17 protein-coding genes and 2 riboswitches are annotated in these 22183 nt (G+C 74.8%); of the genes, 16 read left to right on the top strand and 1 reads right to left on the bottom strand.

Annotated features, from left to right (window positions below):
* Window positions 1-605 precede the first annotated feature (605 nt).
* Entirely contained in the window at window positions 606-1724 is a 1119-nt protein-coding gene (locus ABH931_RS15335; protein ID WP_370113399.1) for an alpha/beta hydrolase family protein, read from the bottom strand.
* 228 nt (window positions 1725-1952) lie between these two features.
* Between ABH931_RS15335 and ABH931_RS15330 the strand changes: the two genes are divergently transcribed.
* From ABH931_RS15330 to cobC, 16 genes are all read left to right on the top strand, one after another.
* Window positions 1953-3353 carry an NAD(P)/FAD-dependent oxidoreductase gene (locus tag ABH931_RS15330; protein ID WP_370113397.1) on the top strand — a complete coding sequence of 467 codons (1401 nt, stop codon included), beginning with the start codon at window positions 1953-1955 and terminating at the stop codon, window positions 3351-3353.
* 132 nt (window positions 3354-3485) lie between these two features.
* A complete protein-coding gene (locus tag ABH931_RS15325) occupies window positions 3486-3641 on the top strand; it encodes a hypothetical protein (RefSeq protein ID WP_160311070.1) in 156 nt (51 codons plus the stop codon).
* Between the two features lie 26 nt (window positions 3642-3667).
* A riboswitch (cobalamin riboswitch) is annotated at window positions 3668-3861 on the top strand.
* Window positions 3862-3909: 48 nt separating this feature from the next.
* Complete coding sequence (locus ABH931_RS15320; RefSeq protein ID WP_370113394.1) at window positions 3910-4845, top strand: cobalamin biosynthesis protein; 936 nt, start codon at window positions 3910-3912, stop codon at window positions 4843-4845.
* Window positions 4842-6341, top strand: coding sequence for a cobyric acid synthase (locus tag ABH931_RS15315; protein WP_370113392.1), 1500 nt, complete (start codon window positions 4842-4844; stop codon window positions 6339-6341). The genes ABH931_RS15320 and ABH931_RS15315 overlap by 4 nt, the downstream gene beginning before the upstream one ends.
* A gap of 104 nt (window positions 6342-6445) precedes the next feature.
* Entirely contained in the window at window positions 6446-10102 is a 3657-nt protein-coding gene (cobN, locus tag ABH931_RS15310; protein ID WP_370113542.1) for a cobaltochelatase subunit CobN, read from the top strand.
* Window positions 10103-10146: 44 nt separating this feature from the next.
* Window positions 10147-12180, top strand: coding sequence for a putative cobaltochelatase (locus ABH931_RS15305; RefSeq protein WP_370113540.1), 2034 nt, complete (start codon window positions 10147-10149; stop codon window positions 12178-12180).
* A gap of 2 nt (window positions 12181-12182) precedes the next feature.
* Window positions 12183-12779 carry a cob(I)yrinic acid a,c-diamide adenosyltransferase gene (gene cobO / locus ABH931_RS15300; RefSeq protein ID WP_370113388.1) on the top strand — a complete coding sequence of 199 codons (597 nt, stop codon included), beginning with the start codon at window positions 12183-12185 and terminating at the stop codon, window positions 12777-12779.
* A complete protein-coding gene (locus ABH931_RS15295; protein WP_370113386.1) occupies window positions 12776-14164 on the top strand; it encodes a cobyrinate a,c-diamide synthase in 1389 nt (462 codons plus the stop codon). The genes cobO and ABH931_RS15295 overlap by 4 nt, the downstream gene beginning before the upstream one ends.
* Before the next feature lie 4 nt (window positions 14165-14168).
* Complete coding sequence (locus tag ABH931_RS15290; protein ID WP_370113384.1) at window positions 14169-14558, top strand: YchJ family protein; 390 nt, start codon at window positions 14169-14171, stop codon at window positions 14556-14558.
* 72 nt (window positions 14559-14630) lie between these two features.
* A riboswitch (cobalamin riboswitch) is annotated at window positions 14631-14781 on the top strand.
* 29 nt (window positions 14782-14810) lie between these two features.
* Window positions 14811-15560, top strand: a complete 750-nt coding sequence (gene cobI / locus ABH931_RS15285; RefSeq protein ID WP_370113383.1) for a precorrin-2 C(20)-methyltransferase — start codon at window positions 14811-14813, stop codon at window positions 15558-15560.
* The gene (cobM, locus tag ABH931_RS15280) at window positions 15557-16396 is read left to right on the top strand and encodes a precorrin-4 C(11)-methyltransferase (RefSeq protein ID WP_370113381.1); all 840 of its coding nucleotides are present in this window, start codon (window positions 15557-15559) and stop codon (window positions 16394-16396) included. Before cobI ends, cobM begins: the two co-directional genes overlap by 4 nt.
* Entirely contained in the window at window positions 16393-17649 is a 1257-nt protein-coding gene (gene cbiE / locus ABH931_RS15275) for a precorrin-6y C5,15-methyltransferase (decarboxylating) subunit CbiE (protein WP_370113380.1), read from the top strand. Before cobM ends, cbiE begins: the two co-directional genes overlap by 4 nt.
* Window positions 17646-19376, top strand: coding sequence for a precorrin-3B C(17)-methyltransferase (cobJ, locus tag ABH931_RS15270; protein WP_370113378.1), 1731 nt, complete (start codon window positions 17646-17648; stop codon window positions 19374-19376). The genes cbiE and cobJ overlap by 4 nt, the downstream gene beginning before the upstream one ends.
* Window positions 19377-19464: 88 nt before the next feature.
* Window positions 19465-20082 carry a precorrin-8X methylmutase gene (locus ABH931_RS15265; RefSeq protein WP_370113377.1) on the top strand — a complete coding sequence of 206 codons (618 nt, stop codon included), beginning with the start codon at window positions 19465-19467 and terminating at the stop codon, window positions 20080-20082.
* A complete protein-coding gene (locus ABH931_RS15260; RefSeq protein ID WP_370113375.1) occupies window positions 20079-21011 on the top strand; it encodes a sirohydrochlorin chelatase in 933 nt (310 codons plus the stop codon). The genes ABH931_RS15265 and ABH931_RS15260 overlap by 4 nt, the downstream gene beginning before the upstream one ends.
* Entirely contained in the window at window positions 21001-22035 is a 1035-nt protein-coding gene (gene cobC / locus ABH931_RS15255) for an Rv2231c family pyridoxal phosphate-dependent protein CobC (RefSeq protein ID WP_370113373.1), read from the top strand. Before ABH931_RS15260 ends, cobC begins: the two co-directional genes overlap by 11 nt.
* The last annotated feature ends 148 nt before the right edge of the window (window positions 22036-22183 follow it).

The raw sequence follows: 22183 nt of genomic DNA, 5'->3' as shown, positions 1-22183 counted from the left end.
CGATTCGCGGCTCCGCCGCGTGGGCGCGACCGGGTCGGCTTCGCTCCCGCCTGTGGTTGCACTACCGCCGGGTCGCGGGGCTCCGCCAAATCGCGGCTCCGCCGCGTGGGCGCGACCGGGTCGGCTTCGCTCCCGCCTGTGGTTGCACTACCGCCGGGTCGCGGGGATCCGACAAATCGCGGCTCCGCCGCGTGGGCGCGACCGGGTCGGCTTCGCTCCTGCCTGTGGTTGCACTACCTCCGGGGCGCGGGGCTCCGCCAAATCGCGGCTCCGCCGCGTGGGCGCGACCGGGTCGGCTTCGCTCCTGCCTGTGGTTGCACTACCGCCGGGGCGCGGGGCTCCGCCAAATCGCGGCTCCGCCGCGTGGGCGCGACCGGGTCGGCTTCGCTCCCGCCTGTGGTTGCACTACCGCCGGGGCGCGGGGCTCCGCCAAATCGCGGCTCCGCCGCGTGGGCGCGACGAGCCACCGGCGAGCAGATGGTCCGGGGCGCGCAGGGCCATCCGCACGCCGGTGGTTGCTCGCGCCCACGCAGGGGGCACCTCCCGGCCGAAGGCTGGGGGAGGAGCCGCATATCGGCAGGGCCCCGCGCCCCTGGGTAGTGCGACTAAAGCAAGGGGGTGACGAACCGCTTGAGGAGGTCCTCGTAGCCGTGGGGGTCGGCGTTCCAGAGTGCCTCGTGCTCGGAGCCCGGGAACTCGCGGAAGAGGACCAGGTCGTCGCGGCGGGCGGCGAGCCGCCGCACCGGTTCGATCGGGGCGATGGTGTCGTCCGGGCTGTGCAGGACCAGGGCCGGGACGTGGAGGCCGTCGCCGGAGGCGAGGTGGGCGAAGGTCGCCGTGTCGACACCGGTGCGGCCCTCCGCGGCGAGCATGCCGAGCTCCGCGAGGGGCTGCGGGACGCCCCGGCGCAGCGCCTGGCGGCGCACCGAGGTGCGGAAGTCCAGGACCGGGGAGTCGAGGACGAGGCCCCGGACGGCTTCCCGCCAGGCGGACCGCTCCGCCGCGTGCAGGGCCATCGTCGCGCCCACGCCCCAGCCGTACAGCAGGACCCGGCTCGCGCCGGAGTCGACGGCCAGGCGGATCGCCGCCTCGACGTCCCGCCACTCCGTCTCCCCGAAGTGGCCGATCCCGTCGGGCGACGCGGGAGCGTCGGGGTCGTTGCGGTAGCTGACGCTCAGCACCGGCAGCTTGAACCGCGCGAACAGCGGCAGCAGCGGCAGGACCTGGGCGCGGTCCGCGCCGGTGCCGTGCACCGCGATCACCCACGGGTCGCGCAGGCCCGGCAGGTACCAGGCCGGCATCGCGCCGAGCTCCGTCGCGACCGCCGTCTCGGAGAAGTCCATGCCCAGCGCGGAGCGCGGATCGCCGCGCAACACCCACGGCGTCAGCACCACCGTCTCGCCGACCCCGGGCAGGCCCGCGCCCGTCGAGAGGACCGCGCGGACGACCGTCTGCGCCGTCGTGGACAGCACGTCGCCGACGACGACGTGACCGTCCGTGCCCCACTCCAGCGCCCAGACGCCGGGGCGCTCGGTCTCCGGGGCGCGGGTGAGCTCGACCCGGTCGGGGGCCACCGCGTGCACCCGCAGGCCGCCCACCGAGGCGGGCGCCGACCGGCCCGCGCGCACCGAGATCTCGGAGACCACCCGCCCTGCCACGAGCGCCACCGCGCCGGCGCCCACGGCGGAGGCCGTCACCACAGCGGCTGCCTTGCCCCAACCCATGTCGCTCTCCCGCTGCCCGCTCGCTCGGATGTTCTCTCCATCCCAGTACCCCGGGGCAGGGTCCGCCACCGGGGCGCACCCGGACGGGGTGGCCGCCCCGGAGGCGTCCAGTCGACGGTTTGTCCGAACAGGCCGCGCCGACCTTGACACCTTGTGCATTGCCGCAGCTCGCGGGCCCGGATAACGTGCCCGGACCGAACCAAAGATGCGCACGGAAGCAGGTCTGAAGTGGCCACGTCCACGACCGTCAACGGCGGTGTCTCCTTCTGGTACTCCGCCATCGGCCTCCCCGAGGCGCGTCCCGCGCTGGAGGGGTCCGTCGAGGTCGACGTCGCCGTCGTGGGCGGCGGCTACACCGGCCTGTGGACGGCCTACTACCTGAAGCAGGCGGAGCCCTCGCTGCGCGTCGCCGTGCTGGAGCAGCGCTTCTGCGGCTACGGCGCCTCCGGGCGCAACGGCGGCTGGCTGTACAACGGCTTCGCGGGGCGCTCGGTCTTCGCCAAGCGCTACGGCAAGGCGCGCGCGATCGCGATGCAGCAGGCCATGAACGGCGCCGTGGACGAGGTGCTGCACGTCTGCGCGACGGAGGACATCGAGGCCGACCAGGTCAAGGGCGGCGTCCTGGAGGTCGCCCGCACGCCCGCGCAGGTCGAGCGCCTGGACGCGTTCGTCGCCGGCGAGCACTCCTACGGCGAGAAGGACGTCCAGCGGCTGACGGCGGCGGAGGCCGCCGAGCGGATCGGCGTCGACGGCGCGCTGGGCGCGAGTTGGACCCCGCACGGCGCGCGGATCCAGCCCGCCAAGCTGGTGCTGGGCCTCGCGGCAGCGGCGGAGCGACTGGGCGTCAAGATCTACGAGCAGACCACGGTCACCGAGATCCACCCCGCGCAGGGCGCGGCCCCCGCCCGCGCGGTCACCACGCACGGCACCGTCTCGGCCACGTTCGTGCTGCGCTGCACCGAGGGCTTCACCGCCAACCTGCAGGGCGAGAAGCGCTCCTGGCTGCCGATGAACTCCTCGATGATCGTCACCGCGCCGCTGCCCGCGTCGTTCTGGGACGCGGTGGGCTGGGACGGCCGCGAGACCCTCGGCGACTTCGCGCACGCGTACATGTACGCGCAGCGCACGGCCGACGACCGGATCGCGCTCGGCGGACGTGGCGTCCCCTACCGCTTCGGCTCGCGCACGGACAACGACGGCTCGACCCAGGCGAAGACGATCGCGCAGCTCACCGAGATCCTCACGGCGTTCTTCCCGGCGGCGCGGGGCGTGGCGATCGACCAGGCCTGGTCGGGCGTGCTGGGCGTGCCGCGCGACTGGTGCTCCACGGTCGCGGTCGACCCCGCGACCGGCCTCGGCTGGGCCGGCGGCTACGTCGGCAGCGGCGTCACCACGACGAACCTCGCGGCGCGGACGCTGCGCGACCTGGTGCTCGGCCAGCACACCGAGCTGACGGCGCTGCCGTGGGTGGACCACAAGGTCCGCAAGTGGGAGCCGGAGCCGTTCCGCTGGATCGGCGTCCACGGGATGTACGCGGCGTACCACTTCGCCGACGCCCAGGAGCGCGGTGGGCGCGCTCACACCTCCCCGGTGGCGAAGGTGGCGGACGTCATCTCCGGTCGGCACTAGGCACTGTCCAGGGGCGCGAGGCTCTGGGGGTTTCCCCCCAACGTGCAGATGTGACCCTTTTGTCGGATTCTGTTGGAGGGACGGATCGGGGTCCGTCCAGGCCGCAGCAGCATTCGACACCTTGGGGTGCCCATGTCTGTCATCTTGTGCCTGCTTGTCGCCCCGCTGGGACTCTTCCTGATCCTCGGTCTCTCCTGGTTCGAGGACCACGTCCTCCGTCCGCCGGCGAGCCCCGCCGACCAGGCCCTGCAGAAGGCCGTCGAACTCCTCAACAAGCCCCGCTCCTGACCCTCTCCGGCGGGGCCGGTTGACGCTGCCTCCGGCGACATGGTGGGATCTTTACGCCAATCGGAGGCAAGGAGAGGAAGCCGGTGCGAATCCGGCGCGGTCCCGCCACTGTCACCGGGGAGCACCTGCGAACAACGGCCACGGCGGCACGACGCTGCTGGAAGGCCCGCCGGTGCGTCGATCCGGAAGCCAGGAGACTCTCGCCTCCGGATCGTCGATCCAGGGCGCGGACCCTGAGTGAGGACACGCACCGGTGCGCATCAGCACCATGCGCGCAAGCGCATTCGCGTTCGGGGCCGTGGTGGGCTACACCGCCGACGCCGTGTTCGGCGACCCTCGACGCGGTCATCCCGTAGCAGGCTTCGGGCGGTTCGCAAGCGCGCTGGAGGGCCGCCTCTACGGCGACCACCGGGGCGCGGGCGCGGCGTTCACCGCCGTCGCCGTCGGCTCCGTCGCCGCCACCGCGCTGCTCGCGCAGCGCGCCTCCCGCCGGTCGGCCGCCGCGCAGGCGGCGCTCGCCGCCGCCGCGACGTGGACCGTGCTCGGCGGCGCGTCCCTGACGCGCGAGGCGCGCGTCATCGCGGGGGCGCTGGAGCGCGGGGACGTGGAGGCGGCGCGCGAGCGCCTGCCGCACCTGTGCGGACGCGACCCGAGCGCCCTCGACGCGCAGCAGCTCGCCCGCGCCGTGGTGGAGTCCGTCGCCGAGAACACCGCCGACGCCGTCGTCAACGCACTGACCTGGGGCGCCCTCGCCGGCGCGCCCGGACTGCTCGCCTTCCGTGCCGTCAACACCCTGGACGCGATGGTCGGGCACCGCAATCCGCGCCTGATCCGCTTCGGCTGGGCGTCGGCGCGGTTGGACGACGTCGCGGGCTGGCCGGGCGCGCGGCTGACCGCGCTGCTGGCCGTCGCGGCGAGCGGCGACAAGGGCCGCACCTGGCGGGTCTGGCGGCGGGACGCCGCCGCGCATCCGAGCCCGAACGCCGGGCACGCCGAGGCGGCCTTCGCGGGCGCGTTGGGCGTCCGCCTCGGGGGCACGCTCCAGTACGGGGAGAGAACGGAGAACCGTCCGGTGCTCGGGGCCGAGCTGCGGCCGGTCGCCGTGGCGGACGTGGAGCGCGCCTGCCGCCTCTCGCGCCGGGTGGGCGCACTGGCACTGGCCGCCACCGTCGCGGTGGCGCTGCTGAGGGGGGCTGTGAAGTGAGCGGGGCGCTGCTGGTCGCCGGGACGACCTCGGACGCGGGCAAGAGCGTGGTCACGGCAGGCATCTGCCGCTGGCTGCGGCGTCAGGGCGTCAAGGTCGCGCCGTTCAAGGCGCAGAACATGTCACTGAACTCCTTCGTCACCCTCGACGGCGCCGAGATCGGCCGCGCGCAGGCGATGCAGGCGGCAGCGGCCGGAGTCGAGCCGGAGGCGGCGATGAACCCGGTCCTGCTCAAGCCCGGCGGGGACGGGCGCAGCCAGGTCGTCGTGCTGGGCAAGCCCGTCGCCGAGGTCGGCGCGCTGGACTACCGCGAGCGCAAGCCCGCGCTGCTGCGGATCGCCCTGGACTGCCTGGCCGACCTGCGCGACCGCCACGACGTGGTGATCTGCGAGGGCGCCGGCTCCCCCGCCGAGATCAACCTGCGGGACGGCGACATCGCCAACATGGGCCTCACCGTCGCCGCCGACCTGCCGGTCGTGGTGGTCGGCGACATCGACCGGGGCGGCGTGTTCGCCGCCATGTTCGGCACGCTGGCGCTGCTCTCGGCCGAGGACCAGGCGCACATCGGCGGCTGGCTGGTGAACAAGTTCCGCGGCGACGCGCGGCTGCTCCAACCTGGTCTGGACATGCTGCGGCAGGTGACGCACCGTCCGGCGCTGGGCGTGCTGCCGATGCTGTCGGGCCTGTGGCTGGACGCCGAGGACTCGCTGGACCTGGCCGGGGTGATGGCGCGCGGCACCTCGGGACCGCCGGTCGGCGCGGACGTGCTGCGGGTCTCCGTCGTGCGGCTGCCCCGGCTGTCGAACTTCACCGACATCGACGCCCTCGCTCAGGAGCCCGGTGTGCTGGTCCGCTGGGCCACGCGGCCCGAGGAGCTGGCCGACGCCGACCTGGTGATCCTGCCCGGCACCCGCGCCACCGTCGCCGACCTGGCCTGGCTGCGCGAGCAGGGCCTGGACCGGGCCGTGGCCGAGCGGGCCGAGCGCGGACTGCCGGTGCTGGGCGTCTGCGGCGGCTACCAGATGCTCGCGCGGACGATCGACGACCGCTTCGAGTCCAAGCAGGGCGAGGTCGACGGCCTCGGGCTGCTGCCCGTGCGGATCGCCTTCGCGCGGGAGAAGACCCTCGCCAGGCCCGTCGGCACCGGCTACGGCGAGACCGTGCACGGGTACGAGATCCACCACGGCGTGGCGAGCGTCGAGGGCGGCGAGAGCTGGCTGGACGGCTGCCGCGCGGGCTCGGTCTGGGGCACCACCTGGCACGGCGCGCTGGAGAACGACGGCTTCCGCCGCGCCTTCCTGCGCGACGTCGCCGCGGCGGCCGGACGCGCCTTCGTCCCCGCGCCCGACACCTGCTTCGAGGCCGCCCGCGAGGAGCGGCTGGACCGGCTCGGCGACCTGATCGCCGAGCACGCCGACACCGACGCGCTGTGGCGGCTGATCGAGGGCGGCGCCCCGCAGGGCCTGCCCTTCGTCCCGCCAGGGGCGCCGTCATGACGCATTCCGCAACCAGCAAGACCAATGAGGGAGTTGACCGGGTGACCCCAACCCAGGAAGCCGGAACCCAGCAGGCCGCGCCGGAGAGCGGGACCACGGTCCTGCTGCTCTCGACCGCCGACACCGACCTGCTCGCGGCCCGCGCCTCCGGTGCCCGCTACCTGATCGGCAATCCGACCAGGACGGACGTCGCCACCGAACTCCCGGCCCTGCTCGCGGACGCGGACCTGGTCGTGGTCCGCCTGCTCGGCGGCCGCCGAGCCTGGGAGGACGGGCTCGCGGCGATCGCCGCCTCCGGCCTGCCCACCGTGCTGCTGGGCGGCGAGGCGGTCCCGGATGCCGAGTTGATGGGCATGTCCTCCGCCCCGGCCGGAGTCGTCGCGGAGGCGCTGCGCTACCTCGTCGAGGGTGGCTCCGCCAACCTCGGCGAGCTGGCCCGCTTCCTGTCCGACACGGTCCTGCTGACCGGCGAGGGGTTCGCCCCGCCGCAGGCCATGCCGCAGTTCGGCGTCCGGGGGGGCGCCGAACCGCGGCCTGGAGCACCCACCGTGGGCGTGCTCTTCTACCGCGCCCACGAGCTGTCCGGGAACACCGCGTTCGTGGACACGCTGGCAGCGGCGATCGAGGCCAGGGGCGGCAACGCCCTGCCGATCTACTGCGGTTCGCTCCGCGGGGCCGACGCGGGGCTGTTCGAGCTGGTGGGCCGGTGCGACGCGCTGGTCACGACGGTGCTGGCGGCCGGTGGCACCGTGGCCGCCGACGCCTCGGCGGGCGGCGACGGCGAGGAGAGCTGGGACATCGGGCAGCTCGCCGAGCTGGACATCCCCGTCATCCAGGGCCTCTGCCTCACCTCCTCCCGGGCAGTCTGGGACGAGTCCGACGCGGCGCTGTCGCCGATGGACGCGGCCATGCAGGTCGCCATCCCCGAGTTCGACGGACGCCTGATCTCCGTGCCGTTCTCGTTCAAGGAGACCGGCGCCGACGGCATCCCCGTCTACGTCGCCGACGAGGAGCGCGCCGCCCGGGTGGCGGGCATCGCGCTGCGGCACGCCGCGCTGCGCCACAAGCCGAACGCCGAGAAGAAGCTGGCGATCGTCTTCACCGCCTACCCGACCAAGCACTCCCGGGTCGGCAACGCCGTCGGCCTGGACACCCCGGCCTCGGCCGTGCGGCTGCTCGACTCGCTGCGCGGCGCGGGCTACACCGTCGACGGCTATCCGGCGGGCGGTGACGAGCTGATCCACACGCTCATCGCCGCCGGTGGCCACGACGTCGAGTGGCTGACGGAGGAGCAGCTGCGGGCCGCGCCCGCGCGCGTGCCGCTCAAGGACTACCAGCAGTGGTTCGACGCGCTGGACGAGGAACTGCGCGAAGGCGTGCTGGAGCACTGGGGCGAGGCCCCCGGGCAGCTCTACGTCGACGGGGACGAGATCGTGCTCGCCTCGCTGGCCTTCGGCAACGTCGTGCTGATGATCCAGCCGCCGCGCGGCTTCGGCGAGAACCCGATCGCGATCTACCACGACCCGGACCTGCCGCCGTCGCACCACTACCTGGCCGCCTACCGCTGGCTGGAGGCTGCGACATCGTCGGGTGGCTTCGGTGCCGACGCCGTGGTCCACCTGGGCAAGCACGGCACCATGGAGTGGCTGCCCGGCAAGGGCCTCGGCCTCTCCCGCGGCTGCGCGCCGGACGCGGTGCTGGGCGAGCTGCCGCTGATCTACCCGTTCATCGTCAACGACCCCGGCGAGGGGACCCAGGCCAAGCGCCGCGGCCACGCCACCATCGTCGACCACCTGGTGCCGCCGATGGCCCGCGCCGACACCTACGGCGACCTGGCCAAGCTGGAGCAGCTGCTCGACGAGTACGCACTCGTCAGCGACCTGGACCCGGCCAAGGCCCCGGCCGTGCGCGCGCAGATCTGGACCCTCGTCAAGGCCGCCGAGCTCCACCACGACCTGCACGTGGACGAGCAGCCGGACGACGAGGAGTTCGACTCCTTCGTCATGCACATCGACGGCTACCTGTGCGAGATCAAGGACGTGCAGATCCGTGACGGCCTGCACATCCTGGGCGGCGGCCCGGTGGCCGAGGCGCGGGTCAACCTGGTGCTGGCGGTGCTGCGTTCGGCGCAGATCTGGGGCGGGCGCGCCGACGCGCTGCCCGGTCTGCGAGCCGCGCTGGCCGCCCACTTCGGGCTGGTGGAGAAGGAGTTGCTGGCCGAGCCGGGTGCAGCCGTGACCGTGCCGGACGCGCTCCGCGCGCTCGTGGACGGCCCGGCGCGGACCGGCGCGGACGCGCTGGACCTGCTGGAGCAGCTGTGCCGGCGGCTCGCCGAGGGCATGGAGGCGCGCGGGTGGGCCGTCGAGGCCGCGCCCGCCCTGGTGCTGGAGGTGCTGGGCGGGCCGCTCGACACCGCCGTCGCGGCGCTGGAGTTCGCGGCCGAGGAGGTCGTGCCCCGACTGGCGCGCACCACGGACGAGTTGGACCACATCCTGCGCGCGCTGCGCGGCGGCTACGTGCCGGCCGGCCCGTCCGGTTCGCCGACGCGCGGCCTGGTCAACGTGCTGCCGACCGGCCGGAACTTCTACTCGGTCGACCCCAAGGCCATCCCGTCCCGCCTGAGCTGGGAGGTCGGGCAGGCGCTCGCCGACTCGCTCGTCGCCCGCTACCTCCAGGACACCGGCGCCTACCCCAAGTCGGTGGGCCTCACGGTCTGGGGCACGTCCTGCATGCGCACCCAGGGCGACGACATCGCCGAGATCCTGGCGCTGCTCGGCTGCCGCCCGGTCTGGGACGACGCCTCGCGCCGCGTGACCGGCTTCGAGGTCGTGCCGCCCGACGAGCTCGGCCGTCCGCGCATCGACGTGACCGTCCGCATCTCCGGTTTCTTCCGTGACGCGTTCCCGCACGTCGTCGCGCTGCTGGACGACGCGGTGCGGGCCGTGGCCGAGCTGGACGAGCCGGCCGACGCCAACTACGTGCGCGCCCACGTCGACGAGGACACGCACGAGCACGGCGACCGCCGCCGCGCGACCGCCCGCATCTTCGGCTCCAAGCCCGGCGCCTACGGCGCGGGCCTGCTGCCGCTGATCGACGCCCGCAACTGGCGCTCCGACGCCGACCTGGCCGAGGTCTACGCCGTCTGGGGCGGCTACGCCTACGGCCGCGGCCTCGACGGGCGAGCAGCCCGCGGGGACATGGAGCAGGCGTTCCGCCGCATCTCCGTGGCCGCGAAGAACGTCGACACCCGCGAGCACGACCTCGTCGACGCGGACGACTACTTCCAGTACCACGGCGGCATGGTGGCCATGGTCCGCCACCTGACCGGCGACTCCCCCGCCGCCTACGTCGGCGACAGCGCCACGCCCAGCCAGGTCAAGACCCGCACGCTGGGCGAGGAGACGCACCGCGTCTTCCGCGCCCGCGTGGTCAACCCGCGCTGGATGGCGGCCATGCGCCGCCACGGCTACAAGGGCGCGTTCGAGATGGCCGCGACCGTCGACTACCTCTTCGGCTACGACGCCACGGCGGGCGTGGTCGACGACTGGATGTACGAGAAGCTGGCGGCCGAGTACGTCTTCGACCCCACCAACCAGGAGTTCATGCGCAAGTCCAACCCCTGGGCGCTGCGCGGCATCACCGAGCGGTTGCTGGAGGCGGCGGAGCGCAAGCTGTGGGCCGAGCCCGACCAGGAGACGCTGGACCAGCTCCGCGCGACCTACCTCGAGCTCGAGGGCGACCTGGAAGGGGACTCCGAGTGAGTGACGTGACCGAGGCCCGTTACCCCTTCACCGCTGTCGTCGGCATGGACGACCTGCGGCTCGCGCTGCTGCTGAACGCCGTCTCGCCGCAGGTCGGCGGCGTTCTGGTGCGCGGCGAGAAGGGCACCGCCAAGTCCACCATGGTCCGCGCGCTGGCCGGGCTGCTGCCCTCGATCGGCGTCGTGGCCGGATGCCGCTTCGCCTGCGACCCCGCCTCGCCCGACGCGCAGTGCCCGGACGGGCCGCACCACGTCTCCTCCGTGAGCGAGCGCCCGACCTCCCTGGTCGAGCTGCCCGTCGGCGTCAGCGAGGACCGCATCGTCGGCTCGCTGGACCTGGAGCGCGCCCTCGCCGAGGGTGTCAAGGCCTACGAGCCCGGCCTGCTCGCGGCGGCCCACCGGGGCGTGCTCTACATCGACGAGGTCAACCTGCTCCACGACCACCTCGTCGACCTGCTGCTCGACGCGGCCGCCATGGGCCGGTCCTATGTCGAGCGCGAGGGCGTGTCGGTGCGGCACGCCTCCCGCTTCCTGCTGGTCGGGACGATGAACCCCGAAGAGGGCGAGCTGCGGCCGCAGCTGCTGGACCGCTTCGGGCTCACCGTCGAGATCGCCGCGACGCGCGAGCCCGAGCAGCGGGCCGAGGTCGTCCGCCGACGCCTCGGCTACGACGCCGACCCCGACGGCTTCGCCGCCCGCTGGCTGGAGGAGGAGCGGGCGCTGGCCCAGCGCATCGTCGCGGCGCGGGAGCTGCTGCCGCAGGTGGTACTCGGTGACGCGGCACTGCGGCAGATCACGGCCGTCTGCGCGGCGTTCGAGGTGGACGGGCTGCGCGCGGACATCGTGATGGCGCGCACGGCCGTGGCACTGGCCGCCTGGTCCGGGCGCACGCAGGTGCTGGCGGAGGACGTGCGCGTCGCCGCACAGCTCGCACTGCCGCACCGGCGCCGCCGCAACCCGTTCGACGCGCCGGGATTGGACGAGGAGAAGCTGGACGAGACGCTCCAGCAGTTCGCGGGCCAGGAACCCGAGGCCGACCCCGACGGCGACCTGGACGGCGACCCGGACGGCGACGGCCCGGACGGTCCCGACAACGGCGGGGGCGGTGGAGGCGGCGGTCAGGACGCGCCCAGCGGGCCGGAGCTGGAGTCGTCCGCCCCGCAGAGCCCGGCCGAGGCCACGCCCGACAACGCGGCGGACCAGCCGCAACAGTCCGCCGCCGCAGGTGCGCCCGCGCCGCGCGAGGCGGCGCCCGTCGCGGCCGACCAGCCGTACAGGACGCGGCTGTTCAAGGTCCCGGGCACCGGTCAGGGCGTCCAGGGCCGCCGCTCCCGCGCCGAGACGGACGGCGGGCACACCATCCGCGCCGCGCGCCCGTCCGGCGCGCTCCAGCGTCTGCACCTGGCCGCCACCCTCCAGGCCGCCGCGCCGCACCAGTTGGCGCGCGGGCGCGACGGGCGGGCGCTGGTCCTGCGCCGCGACGACTTCCGCCAGCAGGTGCGCGAGGGCCGTGAGGGCAACCTCGTCCTGTTCGTCGTCGACGCCTCCGGCTCGATGGCCGCCCGGCAGCGGATGTCCGCGGTCAAGGGCGCGGTGCTGTCGCTGCTGATGGACGCCTACCAGCGGCGCGACAAGATCGGGATGATCTCCTTCCGCGGCGCCTCGGCCGAGCTGGTGCTGCCGCCCACCTCGTCCGTCGAGGCGGGCGCGGCGCGGCTGGAGCTGCTGCCGACCGGAGGGAAGACCCCACTGGCGGCCGGGCTGCTGCGCGCGCACGAGACGCTGCGCGTCGAGCGGCTGCGCGACCCGCTGCGGCGTCCGCTCGTCGTCCTGGTCACGGACGGCCGCGCGACCGGCGCCCGTTCCGCGCTGGACGACGCGCGGCGCGCCGCCGGGCTGCTGGCCGCGTCCGGCGCCGCGAGCGTCGTGGTGGACTGTGAGAGCGGCCCGGTGCGGCTCGGCCTGGCCGGCGAGCTGGCCGGGCTCCTCCAGGCCCCGGCGGTCCGGCTCGACGAGCTGCGCGCGGACAGCATGACCGCGCTCGTACAGACGATGACGATGCAGAAGAAGGCGGCCTAGCGATGCCCCAGGGACAGCCCACCAGCGTGCCCGACGACGGCCTGACCACACGTCAGCGCCGCACCCTGCCCGTGCTGGCCGTCCACACCGGGCCCGGCAAGGGCAAGTCCACCGCCGCGTTCGGCATGGCGCTGCGCGCCTGGAACCAGGGCTGGCCGATCGGGGTGTTCCAGTTCGTCAAGTCCGCCAAGTGGAAGGTGGGCGAGGAGCACGCGCTCAAGGTGCTGGGCGCGAGCGGCGAGGGCGGCACGGTCGCCTGGCACAAGATGGGCGAGGGCTGGTCCTGGGTCCAGCGGGAGATCGCCGAGTCCGAGGACGCGGCGCGCGAGGGCTGGGAGCAGGTCAAGCGCGACCTGGCGGCCGAGACCTACCGGTTCTACGTCCTGGACGAGTTCACCTACCCCCTGCACTGGGGCTGGATCGACGTGGACGAGGTGCTGGAGGTGCTGGCGAACCGTCCCGGCTCGCAGCACGTGGTGATCACCGGCCGCTACGCGCCCGAGAAGCTGGTGGCCGCGTCCGACCTGGTGACGGAGATGACCAAGGTCAAGCACCCGATGGACGCGGGCCGCAAGGGGCAGCGGGGCATCGAGTGGTGACGGCCGTGCCGCGCGTCGTCCTGGCCGCGCCCGCCTCGGGCACGGGCAAGACGACCGTGGCGACCGGCCTGATGGCCGCGCTCACGGCGCGGGGCCTGTCCGTCTCGCCGCACAAGGTGGGGCCGGACTACATCGACCCCGGCTACCACGCGCTGGCGACGGGGCGTCCGGGCCGCAACCTGGACGCCTTCCTGAGCGGCCCGGAGCGTGTCGCGCCGCTGTTCCTGCACGGGGCGGTGGGCGCGGACGTGGCGGTCGTCGAGGGCGTCATGGGGCTGTTCGACGGCGCCGGCGGGCGGGGCGAGCTGGCCTCGACGGCGCATGTCGCGAAGCTGCTGCGGGCGCCGGTGGTGCTGGTCGTGGACGGCTCCTCGCAGAGCCGGTCGGTGGCGGCGCTGGTGCACGGCTTCGCCTCGTGGGACCCGCAGGTGCGGCTCGGCGGGGTGATCCTGAACCGGGTGGCCTCGGACCGGCACGAGGCGCTGCTGCGGGAGGCGCTGGAGGAGGGCGGCGGCGTGCCGGTGCTGGGCGCGCTGCGGCGTTCCGGGGCGGTGGCGACGCCGTCGCGGCACCTGGGGCTGGTGCCGGCGGTGGAGCGGGACGCGGCGGCGCTCGACGCCGTCCGCGCGATGGGCGAGCTGGTGGCCGCCGGGGTGGACCTGGACGCGCTGCTGGCGCTGGCCCGCAGCGCGCCCGCCCTGCCGGACCTGCCGTGGGATCCGTTGGAGGAGATCGGTGCTCTCGATCCTGAGCACGCGTCACAGCCGCGTCCCGTGATCGCGTTGGCGGGCGGTGCTGCCTTCTCCTTCTCCTACGCCGAGAACGCGGAGCTGCTCACCGCCGCCGGGGCGGAGGTGGTCTCCTTCGACCCGTTGCACGACGAGAAGCTGCCCGAGCGCGCGTCCGCGCTGGTCATCGGCGGCGGCTTCCCCGAGGTCTACGCCTCCGAGCTCTCCGCCAACCAGGCGCTCCGCGACGAGATCACCGCTCTCGCGGCGTCCGGAGCACCGATCGCGGCGGAGTGCGCCGGCCTGCTCTACCTCTGCCGCACCCTCGACGGCCGCCCGATGTGCGGCGTCGTCGACGCCGAGGCGGAGATGTCGCCACGACTGACCCTCGGCTACCGCGAGGCCGTGGCCCTCTCCGACAGCCCGCTCGCCCCGGCGGGCCTGCGTCTGCCGGGCCACGAGTTCCACCGCACCCGCACCACTCCTGGTGCGGGACCGGCCCCCGCCTGGGGCTGGCGCGGCCACGACGGCACCCTCACCACCGAGGGCTTCACCTCGCCCACCCTCCACGCCTCCTACCTCCACCTGCACTGGACCGCCGCACCCTCCGTCGCCCTCCGCCTCGTGCGGCAGGCCCGTGCCCACGCGGCAGAATGACCTCATGACCCGCACCGCCCTCTGCCCCTGCGGCACCGGCCGCCCGTACGCCTTCTGCTGCGCCCCCTTCCACGCGGGCAACGCCCAGGCCCCGACCGCCGAGGCCCTGATGCGTTCCCGCTTCTCGGCCTTCGCCGAGCGGAACGTCCCCTACCTGCTGCGCACCTGGGCCCCCGAGACGCGCCCGCCGGCGATCGACCTGGAGCCCGAGCTCCGCTGGGAGCGCCTGGAGATCGTGACCACGACCGAGGGCGGCCCGTTCCACCAGCAGGGCACGGTCGAGTTCCGCGCGCACTTCCGCGAGGGCCGCGCGAGCGGCGTCCTCCACGAGAACAGCCGCTTCCGCCGCGAGGACGGCGCCTGGGTCTACGTGGACGGCGACCTCCGCGACTGAGCGTCACGGGACGTGGTTCAGCCCACAAGTGGTCCGGTTGACTGCCATACGCGCAGCATGGTGGGATTTCACGACCCAAGAAGAACGGGCGGTGCCCGTTTGATTCAACGGCGGCAATGACGAGGAAGTCCGGTGCGATTCCGGCGCGGTCCCGCCACTGTCAGCGGGAACGGCGAGGCCGTCCCGTGAGCCAGGAACTCTGGCCGCCGTCACCACGAGCCGGGGCGCGGACCCCGAGTGAGGACTGCTGCCGTGCGCGAACGCGCGTCTGGCCCACGCCTGGTCGGCGTGGGCATGGGCCCGGGTGATCCGGAACTCGTCACCGTCAAAGCCGTACGCGTGCTCCGCGAGGCGGACGCCGTGGTCGTCCCGGTCATGGACACCGGCGAGCTCGGGCGCGCCGAGGCCACCGTCCGGCACCACGCCGACTCCGCGAAGATCGTGCGGGTGGTGTTCGCCCTGAACGAGCGCGAGGACCGGGCCCGGCGCGAGGCCGCGTGGGACGCGGCCGGCGCGCGGGTCGCCGAGCTGCTGCGCGAGCGCGACGGAGGGACGGTCGCCTTCGCGACGATCGGCGACCCGAACGTGTACTCCACCTTCACCTACCTCGCGCACACGCTGCGGGAGCTGGTCGAGGACCTGACGGTCGAGACGGTCCCGGGGATCACCGCGATGCAGGACCTCGCCTCCCGAAGCGGCACGGTCCTCGCCGAGGGCACCGAGCCGCTGACCCTGGTGCCCGTCACCGCCGGCGCCGAGGTGCTGAAGGAGGCCCTGGCCGGCCCCGGCACGGTCGTCGCCTACAAGTTCGGCCGATTCGCCGAGCAGGTCGCCGCCGCGCTGCGCGACTCCGGCCGGGAGGCCGACGCCGTGTGGGGCGCCGCGCTGGGCCTGACGGACGAGCAGGTCAGCGCCGCCGGGACCCCGCTGCCCGCCGAACTGCCGTATCTGTCCACGCTGATCGCACCGGTGCGCCGCGAAGGCCGAGGGGGAAAGCTGTGAGCGACACGAGTCTCGAGAGCCGCGGCAGGGTCACCTTCGTCGGCGCCGGTCCGGGCGCCGCCGATCTGCTCACCTTCCGCGCCGCCCGCGCCATCGCCGAGGCGGACGTGGTGATCTGGGCAGCCAGCCTGGTCCAGGAGGAGGTGCTCCAGCACGCCCGCGAGGGTGCGGAGATCCTCGACTCCTCGCTGATCCCGATGGAGGCCGTGCTCGACGTCTACGGGCGGGCCGCGCAGGACGGCACGAAGGTGGCCAGGATCCACTCCGGCGACCCGTCGCTGTGGGGCGCCGTGCAGGAGCAGCTGGACCGCTGCCGCGAGCTCGGTCTGGACACCGAGATCGTTCCCGGTGTCTCCTCGTTCGCGGCCGTCGCCGCGATCGCGCAGCGGGAGCTGACGATCCCGGAGGTCGCGCAGAGCGTGATCCTGACCCGCCTGGGCGGTGGCAAGACGCCGATGCCGCCCGGCGAGGAGGTGCGCGAGTTCGCGCGCCACGGCACCACGATGGCGATCTTCCTCTCGGCGGCCCGCAGCAAGCAGCTGGTCGAGGAGCTGCTGGAGGGCGGCTACGTGCCCGAGACGCCGGTCGTGGTCGCGTACCAGGCGACCTGGCCGGAGGAGCTGCTGCTGACCTGCACCATCGCCACGCTGGAGGCGACGGTCAAGGAGCACCGGCTGTGGAAGCACACGCTCTTCCTGGTCGGCCCCGCGCTGGGCGCCCACGGCACCCGCTCGCACCTCTACCACCCGGGGCACTTCCACACCTTCCGCAAGGCGGACCGTGCGGCGCGCCGGCAGCTGCGGACGGCGGGGGCGAACGAGCCCGGCTCGCAGTGATCAGCGTCCTCAGTGCGTCGCTCACTGATGAGATCAGTGCTCTCGTCGGTGAGGCCGACCTGGTGCTCGGCGCCCGTCGCCACCTCGACGCGGCACACGTGCCCGCGGACCGGGCGCTGGCGCTCGGTCCGCTCGCGCCCGCGCTCGACGCCGTCACCGGCCTCCGGACGAAGGACCCGGAGGCCCGGGTCCTCGTCCTCGCCTCCGGTGACCCCGGGTTCTTCGGCATCGTCCGCGCCCTCGCCGAACGCTTCGGCGCCGACGCGCTCGACGTGCGCCCCGGCGTGAGCAGCATCGCCCACGCCTTCGCGCGCCTCGGCGTGCCCTGGGACGACGCCGTCGTCGTCAGCGCCCACGGCCGCGACCCGCGGCCCACGTTCAACATCTGCCGCTCGCAGCGGAAGGTCGCGGTCCTCACCGCGCCCGGTGCCGGACCCGCCGAGCTCGGCGCGGCACTCGCGGCCATGCCGGGCCTGCGTCGACGCCTCGTCGTCGCCGCCGACCTCGGCGGACCGGCCGAGAGCGTGGTCGAGCTGACTCCCGCCGAGGCCGCCGCCCGCGACTGGCCCGCCGTCAACGTCGTGCTGAGCCTCGCCGACACCGCGCCGCCCGTCGCGGCGGTCATGCGCACCGTCGCCGGGTACCAGGGCGCTCCCGAGGGCGGCTGGGCGCTGCCGGAGGAGGCCTTCGCCCACCGCGACGCGATGCTGACCAAGGCGGAGGTCCGCGCCCTCGCCCTGGCCCGGCTCGGCCCGCGCCCGGGCGAGCTGGTCTGGGACGTGGGCGCGGGCAGCGGTTCCGTCGCCGTCGAGTGCGCCCGCCTCGGCGCGGCCGTCGTCGCGGTCGAACGCGACGCGGACGGGGTGGAGCGCATCCGCGCGAACGCCGCCGCCCACGGCGTCGCCCACGCGGTCGCCGTCGTCCACGGCCGCGCACCCGGGGCGCTCGCCGAACTGCCGGACCCGGACGCCGTCTTCGTCGGCGGCGGCGGAGCGGACCTGGCCGCCGTCGTCGCCCTGGCCGCCGCCCGGGCCCGCCGCACGGTCGTCGTCACCCTGGCCGCCCTCGACCGGGTGCCGGAGGCGCGCCGCGCCCTGCGCGAGGCCGGGCTGGCCGTCGAGGGCGTCCAGTTGCAGGCCAACCGGCTGGCCCCGCTGCCGGGCGAGGTCACCCGCCTCGCCGCCACCAACCCCGTCTTCGTCCTCTGGGGCACCCGCCCCGCCACCACCGCACCGCAGGGAGTAGCGAAGTGATCGGCCTGATCGCCGCCACCGCCGCAGGCCGCCGGGCCGCCACCGAGCTGGCCGAGGCCCTCGGGCCCGACGACTGCCGCCTGTACCAGGGGCCCGTGGGCGAGTCCGTCCGCACGGCCTTCGCCGAGTGCACGCAGCTGGTCTGCTTCCTCGCCACCGGCGCGACCGTCCGCCTGCTCGCGCCGCTGCTGGCCGCCGAGAGCTCCGACAAGCACACCGACCCGGGCGTCGTCTGCGTCGACGAGTCCCGCCGCTTCGCCGTGGCCCTCCTCGGCGGCCACGAGGGCGGCGCCAACGAGCTGGCGGCGCGGGTCGCGGCGGCGCTCGACGCGCGGCCCGTGATCACCACGGCCACCGACGCGACCGCTGTCCCGGGCCTGGACACGCTCGGACTGCCCGTCAGCGGCGACCTCGCGGCGGTCAGCCGCGCCCTGCTGGACGGCGATCCGGTCCGCCTGGTCGGCGCGGAGCTCTTCCCGCTCCCGGCCCTCCCGGCGAACGTCACGCCGGACGCCCCGGCCGACGCCCCGACGATCGTCGTCGGCGACAGCCTCGTGCCCGAGGGCGACGTGCCCACGGTGCGGCTGTTCACGCCCAGCCTGGTCGTCGGGGTCGGTGCCAGCAAGGGCGCCCCGGCCGAGGAAATCCTCGGGCTGGTGCACGCCGCCCTCACCGACGCGGGCCTCGACCCGCGCTCCCTGCACAGTCTGGCGAGCGCCGACGCCAAGGCCGAGGAGCCCGGCCTGCTCGCAGCTGCCGCCGAACTCGGCGTCCCGGTGCGGTTCTTCACCGCCGACGAGCTCGCCACCGTCGCCGTGCCGAACCCCTCCGACGCGCCGCTTGCGGCCCTCGGCACGCCCAGCGTCGCCGAGGCCGCCGCGCTGCTCGCCGCCGACGCCGCCGGGACCGCCGAACTCCTGGTGCCCAAGCGGAAGTCGGCGCCGGAGGGCCGCGCCGCGATGGCCACCGTCGCCGTCGCCCGCCGGGCGGTCCGCGGCCGGCTCGCGATCGTCGGGCTCGGCCCCGGCGCCCGCGACCTGCTGACCGACCGTGCCCGCACCGAACTGCGCCGCGCCTCCGTCGTCGTGGGCCTGGACCAGTACGTGGACCAGATCCGCGACCTGCTCCGCCCCGGTGTCCGGATCGAGGCCACCGGCCTCGGCGCGGAGGAGGAGCGGGCCCGCAGCGCGGTGCGGCTGGCCCAGCAGGGCCTCGCCGTCGCGCTGATCGGCAGCGGCGACGCGGGCGTCTACGCCATGGCCTCCCCGGCACTGGCCGAGGCGGGCGCGGACATCGACGTGGTCGGCGTCCCGGGCGTGACCGCCGCGATGGCCGCGGCCTCGCTGCTGGGCGCCCCGCTCGGCCACGACCACGTCTCGATCAGCCTCTCGGACCTGCACACCCCGTGGGAGGTCATCGAGCGCCGGGTGCGCGCCGCCGCGGAGGCGGATCTCGTCGTCACCTTCTACAACCCCCGCAGCCGCGCCCGTGACTGGCAGCTGCCCAAGGCGCTCGCGATCCTCGCGGAGCACCGCGACGCGCCGGCGACGCCGGTCGGCATCGCCCGCAGCGTCTCCCGCCCGGACGAGTGGCACCGGGTGACGACGCTGGCGGCGCTGGATCCGGCCGAGGTGGACATGTTCACCGTGGTGACCGTCGGCAACACGGCCTCGCGCGAGGTCGCCGGACGGTTCGTCACCCCGCGCGGCTACCGGTGGCAGGCGTGAGCCGGGCGCGGCGCACCGCCGCCCACCTGACTGCCGGCTCGTCCCGCGCCTCCGTCGCGCCCGTCGCGTCCCCCCAGGAGCCCGTCTCATGACCCGCCGTCAGGTCCACCCCATCGAGCTGGAGTCCTACCGGCGCCTGCGCGCCCGCCACGACACCGACCGTCTGCCGCCGCTGACGCGCGCGGTGGCGGAGCGGATCGTCCACGCCAGCGCGGACCTCGAGTACTTCGACGACCTGGTCATCGCCGACGAGTCGGTGCTGCGCGCCGCCGCGGCGGCCCTCGCGGCCGGCGCGCCGATCGTCGCGGACGTCGAGATGGTCGCGGCCGGCATCACCGCGCGCGAGTCGGTCTGCCGGGTGCGGCAGGCCAAGGCCGATCCGGCCGCCGGGCTGACCCGCTCGGCCGCGGCGGTGCGGATGGCCCTGGCGGAGGTCGGCCCGGGGGCCGTCTGGGTGATCGGCTGCGCGCCCACCGCCCTGGAGGAGCTGCTCGTACTCGATGCCCGTCCGGCGCTGGTGATCGGCCTGCCGGTGGGCTTCGTCGGCGCCGCCGAGTCCAAAGCGGCGCTGCGCGCGTCGGGGCTGCCCGGCGTGAGCAACATCTCCGAGAAGGGCGGCTCGGCCGTCGCCGCCGCGGCCGTCAACGCCCTGCTCTACCCCGACCTGTACGACACGCTCGACCCGACCCCCGAGGAGAACCTGTGACCTCCCCCGCGCTGCTGCTCGTCGGCCACGGCACCCGCGACGACGACGGCGCGGAGGCCTTCCGCGCGTTCGTCGAGATCCTGAGGACCCGCCTGCCGCAGACGCCCGTCGGGGGCGGATTCATCGAGCTGTCCCCGCCGCCGCTGGCCGACGCCGTCGCCGAGCTGGTTGGCCAGGGTGCCCGGAGCTTCGCCGCCGTGCCGCTGGTCCTGGTCTCCGCCGGGCACGCCAAGGGCGACATCCCGGCCGCGCTGGTGCGCGAGCGCGAGCGCCACCCGGGCACCAGCTTCCGGTACGGTCGCCCGCTCGGCCCGCACCCGTCCCTGCTGACGGTGCTGGAGCGACGCCTGGACGAGGTGATCACCCCCGAGGAGCGCGCCGGGACCACCGTGCTGCTCGTCGGCCGCGGCTCGACCGACCCCGACGCGAACGCCGAAGTGGCCAAGGTGACACGGCTGTTCTGGGAGGGCCGCGGGCTCGCGGGCGTGGAGACGGCCTTCGTCTCGCTCGCCGCGCCGAGCGTCCCCGACGGCCTGACGCGCTGCCGGCTGCTGGGCGCCGAGCGGATCGTGGTGCTGCCGTACTTCCTGTTCACCGGCATCCTGCCGGACCGCGTCGCCGAGCAGGCGAGCGCGTGGGCCGCGGCCCACCCGGACGTGGACGTGCGGCAGGCTGGCGTGCTCGGCGCGACCGAGGAACTGGCCGAGCTGGTGCTGGAGCGGTACCGCGAGACCCAGCAGGGTGATCTGCGGATGAACTGCGACACCTGCGTCTACCGCATCGCCATGCCCGGCTTCGAGGCGAAGGTGGGCGCCCCGCAGCGCCCGCACCACCACCCCGACGACCCGTCGCACGACCACGGTCACGGCCACCACCACGGTCATGGCGACCACGGTCACCACAGCCACGACCACAGCCATGCCCACTGACGACGGCGACCTGCTCCGCCACCACGGCGACCGCGAGGTCGGCGGCGGTCTCGTCGACCTCGCGGTCAACGTGCGCACGGGCACGCCCCCGGCGTGGCTGCGCGCGGTCCTCGCCGAGAGCCTCGGCGACCTGGCCGCCTATCCCGACGGCACCGCCGCGCGCGCGGCGGTGGCCGCGCGGCACGGCCGCCCGCCCGAGGAGGTCCTGCTCACCTCGGGCGCGGCGGAGGCCTTCGTGCTGCTCGCACGCGCGCTGAGCCCTCGCCGCGCCGTGGTGGTGCACCCCCAGTTCACTGAGCCCGAGGCCGCGTTGCGCGACGCCGGGCACCCGGTGGACCGGCTGCTCCTCGCCCCGGAGGCGGGGTTCCGACTCGACCCCTCGGCGCTCCCCTCCGATGCCGATCTGGTCGTGGTCGGCAACCCCACCAACCCCACCTCCGTGGTGCACCCGGCCTCGTCGCTGGCCGGGTGCGCCCGCCCGGGCCGGGTCCTGGTCGTGGACGAGGCCTTCGCGGACACCGTCCCCGGCGAGCCTGAGAGCGTCGCCTCCCGCCGTGACCTACCGGGGCTGGTCGTGTTGCGCAGCCTCACCAAGACCTGGGGCCTGGCGGGCCTGCGCATCGGTTACGTACTCGGTCCCGCCGATCTCGTCGCCCGGCTGGAGGCGGCACAGCCGCTGTGGCCGGTCTCCTCCCCCGCGCTGGCCGCGGCGATCGCCACCTGCGCTCCGGCCGCACTGGCGGAGGCGGAGGCGGCTGCCACCGCGACGGCGGCCGACCGGGAGTACCTGCTGTCCCGCTTGGCGGCGTTCCCGCACATCCGGGTCCACGGCACCCCGGCGAGCTCGTTCGTGCTGATCGAGCTCCGTGACGCGGACAAGATCCGGCTGCGCCTGCGGGAGTCCGGCTTCGCGGTCAGGCGCGGCGACACCTTCCCGGGCCTCGGCCCGGACTGGCTCCGCATCGCGGTCCGCGACCGCGCCACGACGGACGCGTTCTGCGCGGCACTCGGACAAGCCCTGTAGGGGCGCGGGCTCTGCTGATGTGCGGCTCCGCCGCGTCGGCGCGACAATCCCCCAGCCTTCGGCCGGGAGGTGCCCCTGAGGCCCCTGAGGTGCCCCTCCCACGCGGGTGGAACACCGAACGAGCAGGGCCGTCCGCACACCGGTGGTT

Origin of the sequence: Streptacidiphilus sp. MAP12-33 (assembly GCF_041261265.1) — a bacterium.
Taxonomy (GTDB): Bacteria; Actinomycetota; Actinomycetes; order Streptomycetales; family Streptomycetaceae; genus Streptacidiphilus.
This window is presented reverse-complemented; position numbering and strand designations above follow the sequence as displayed.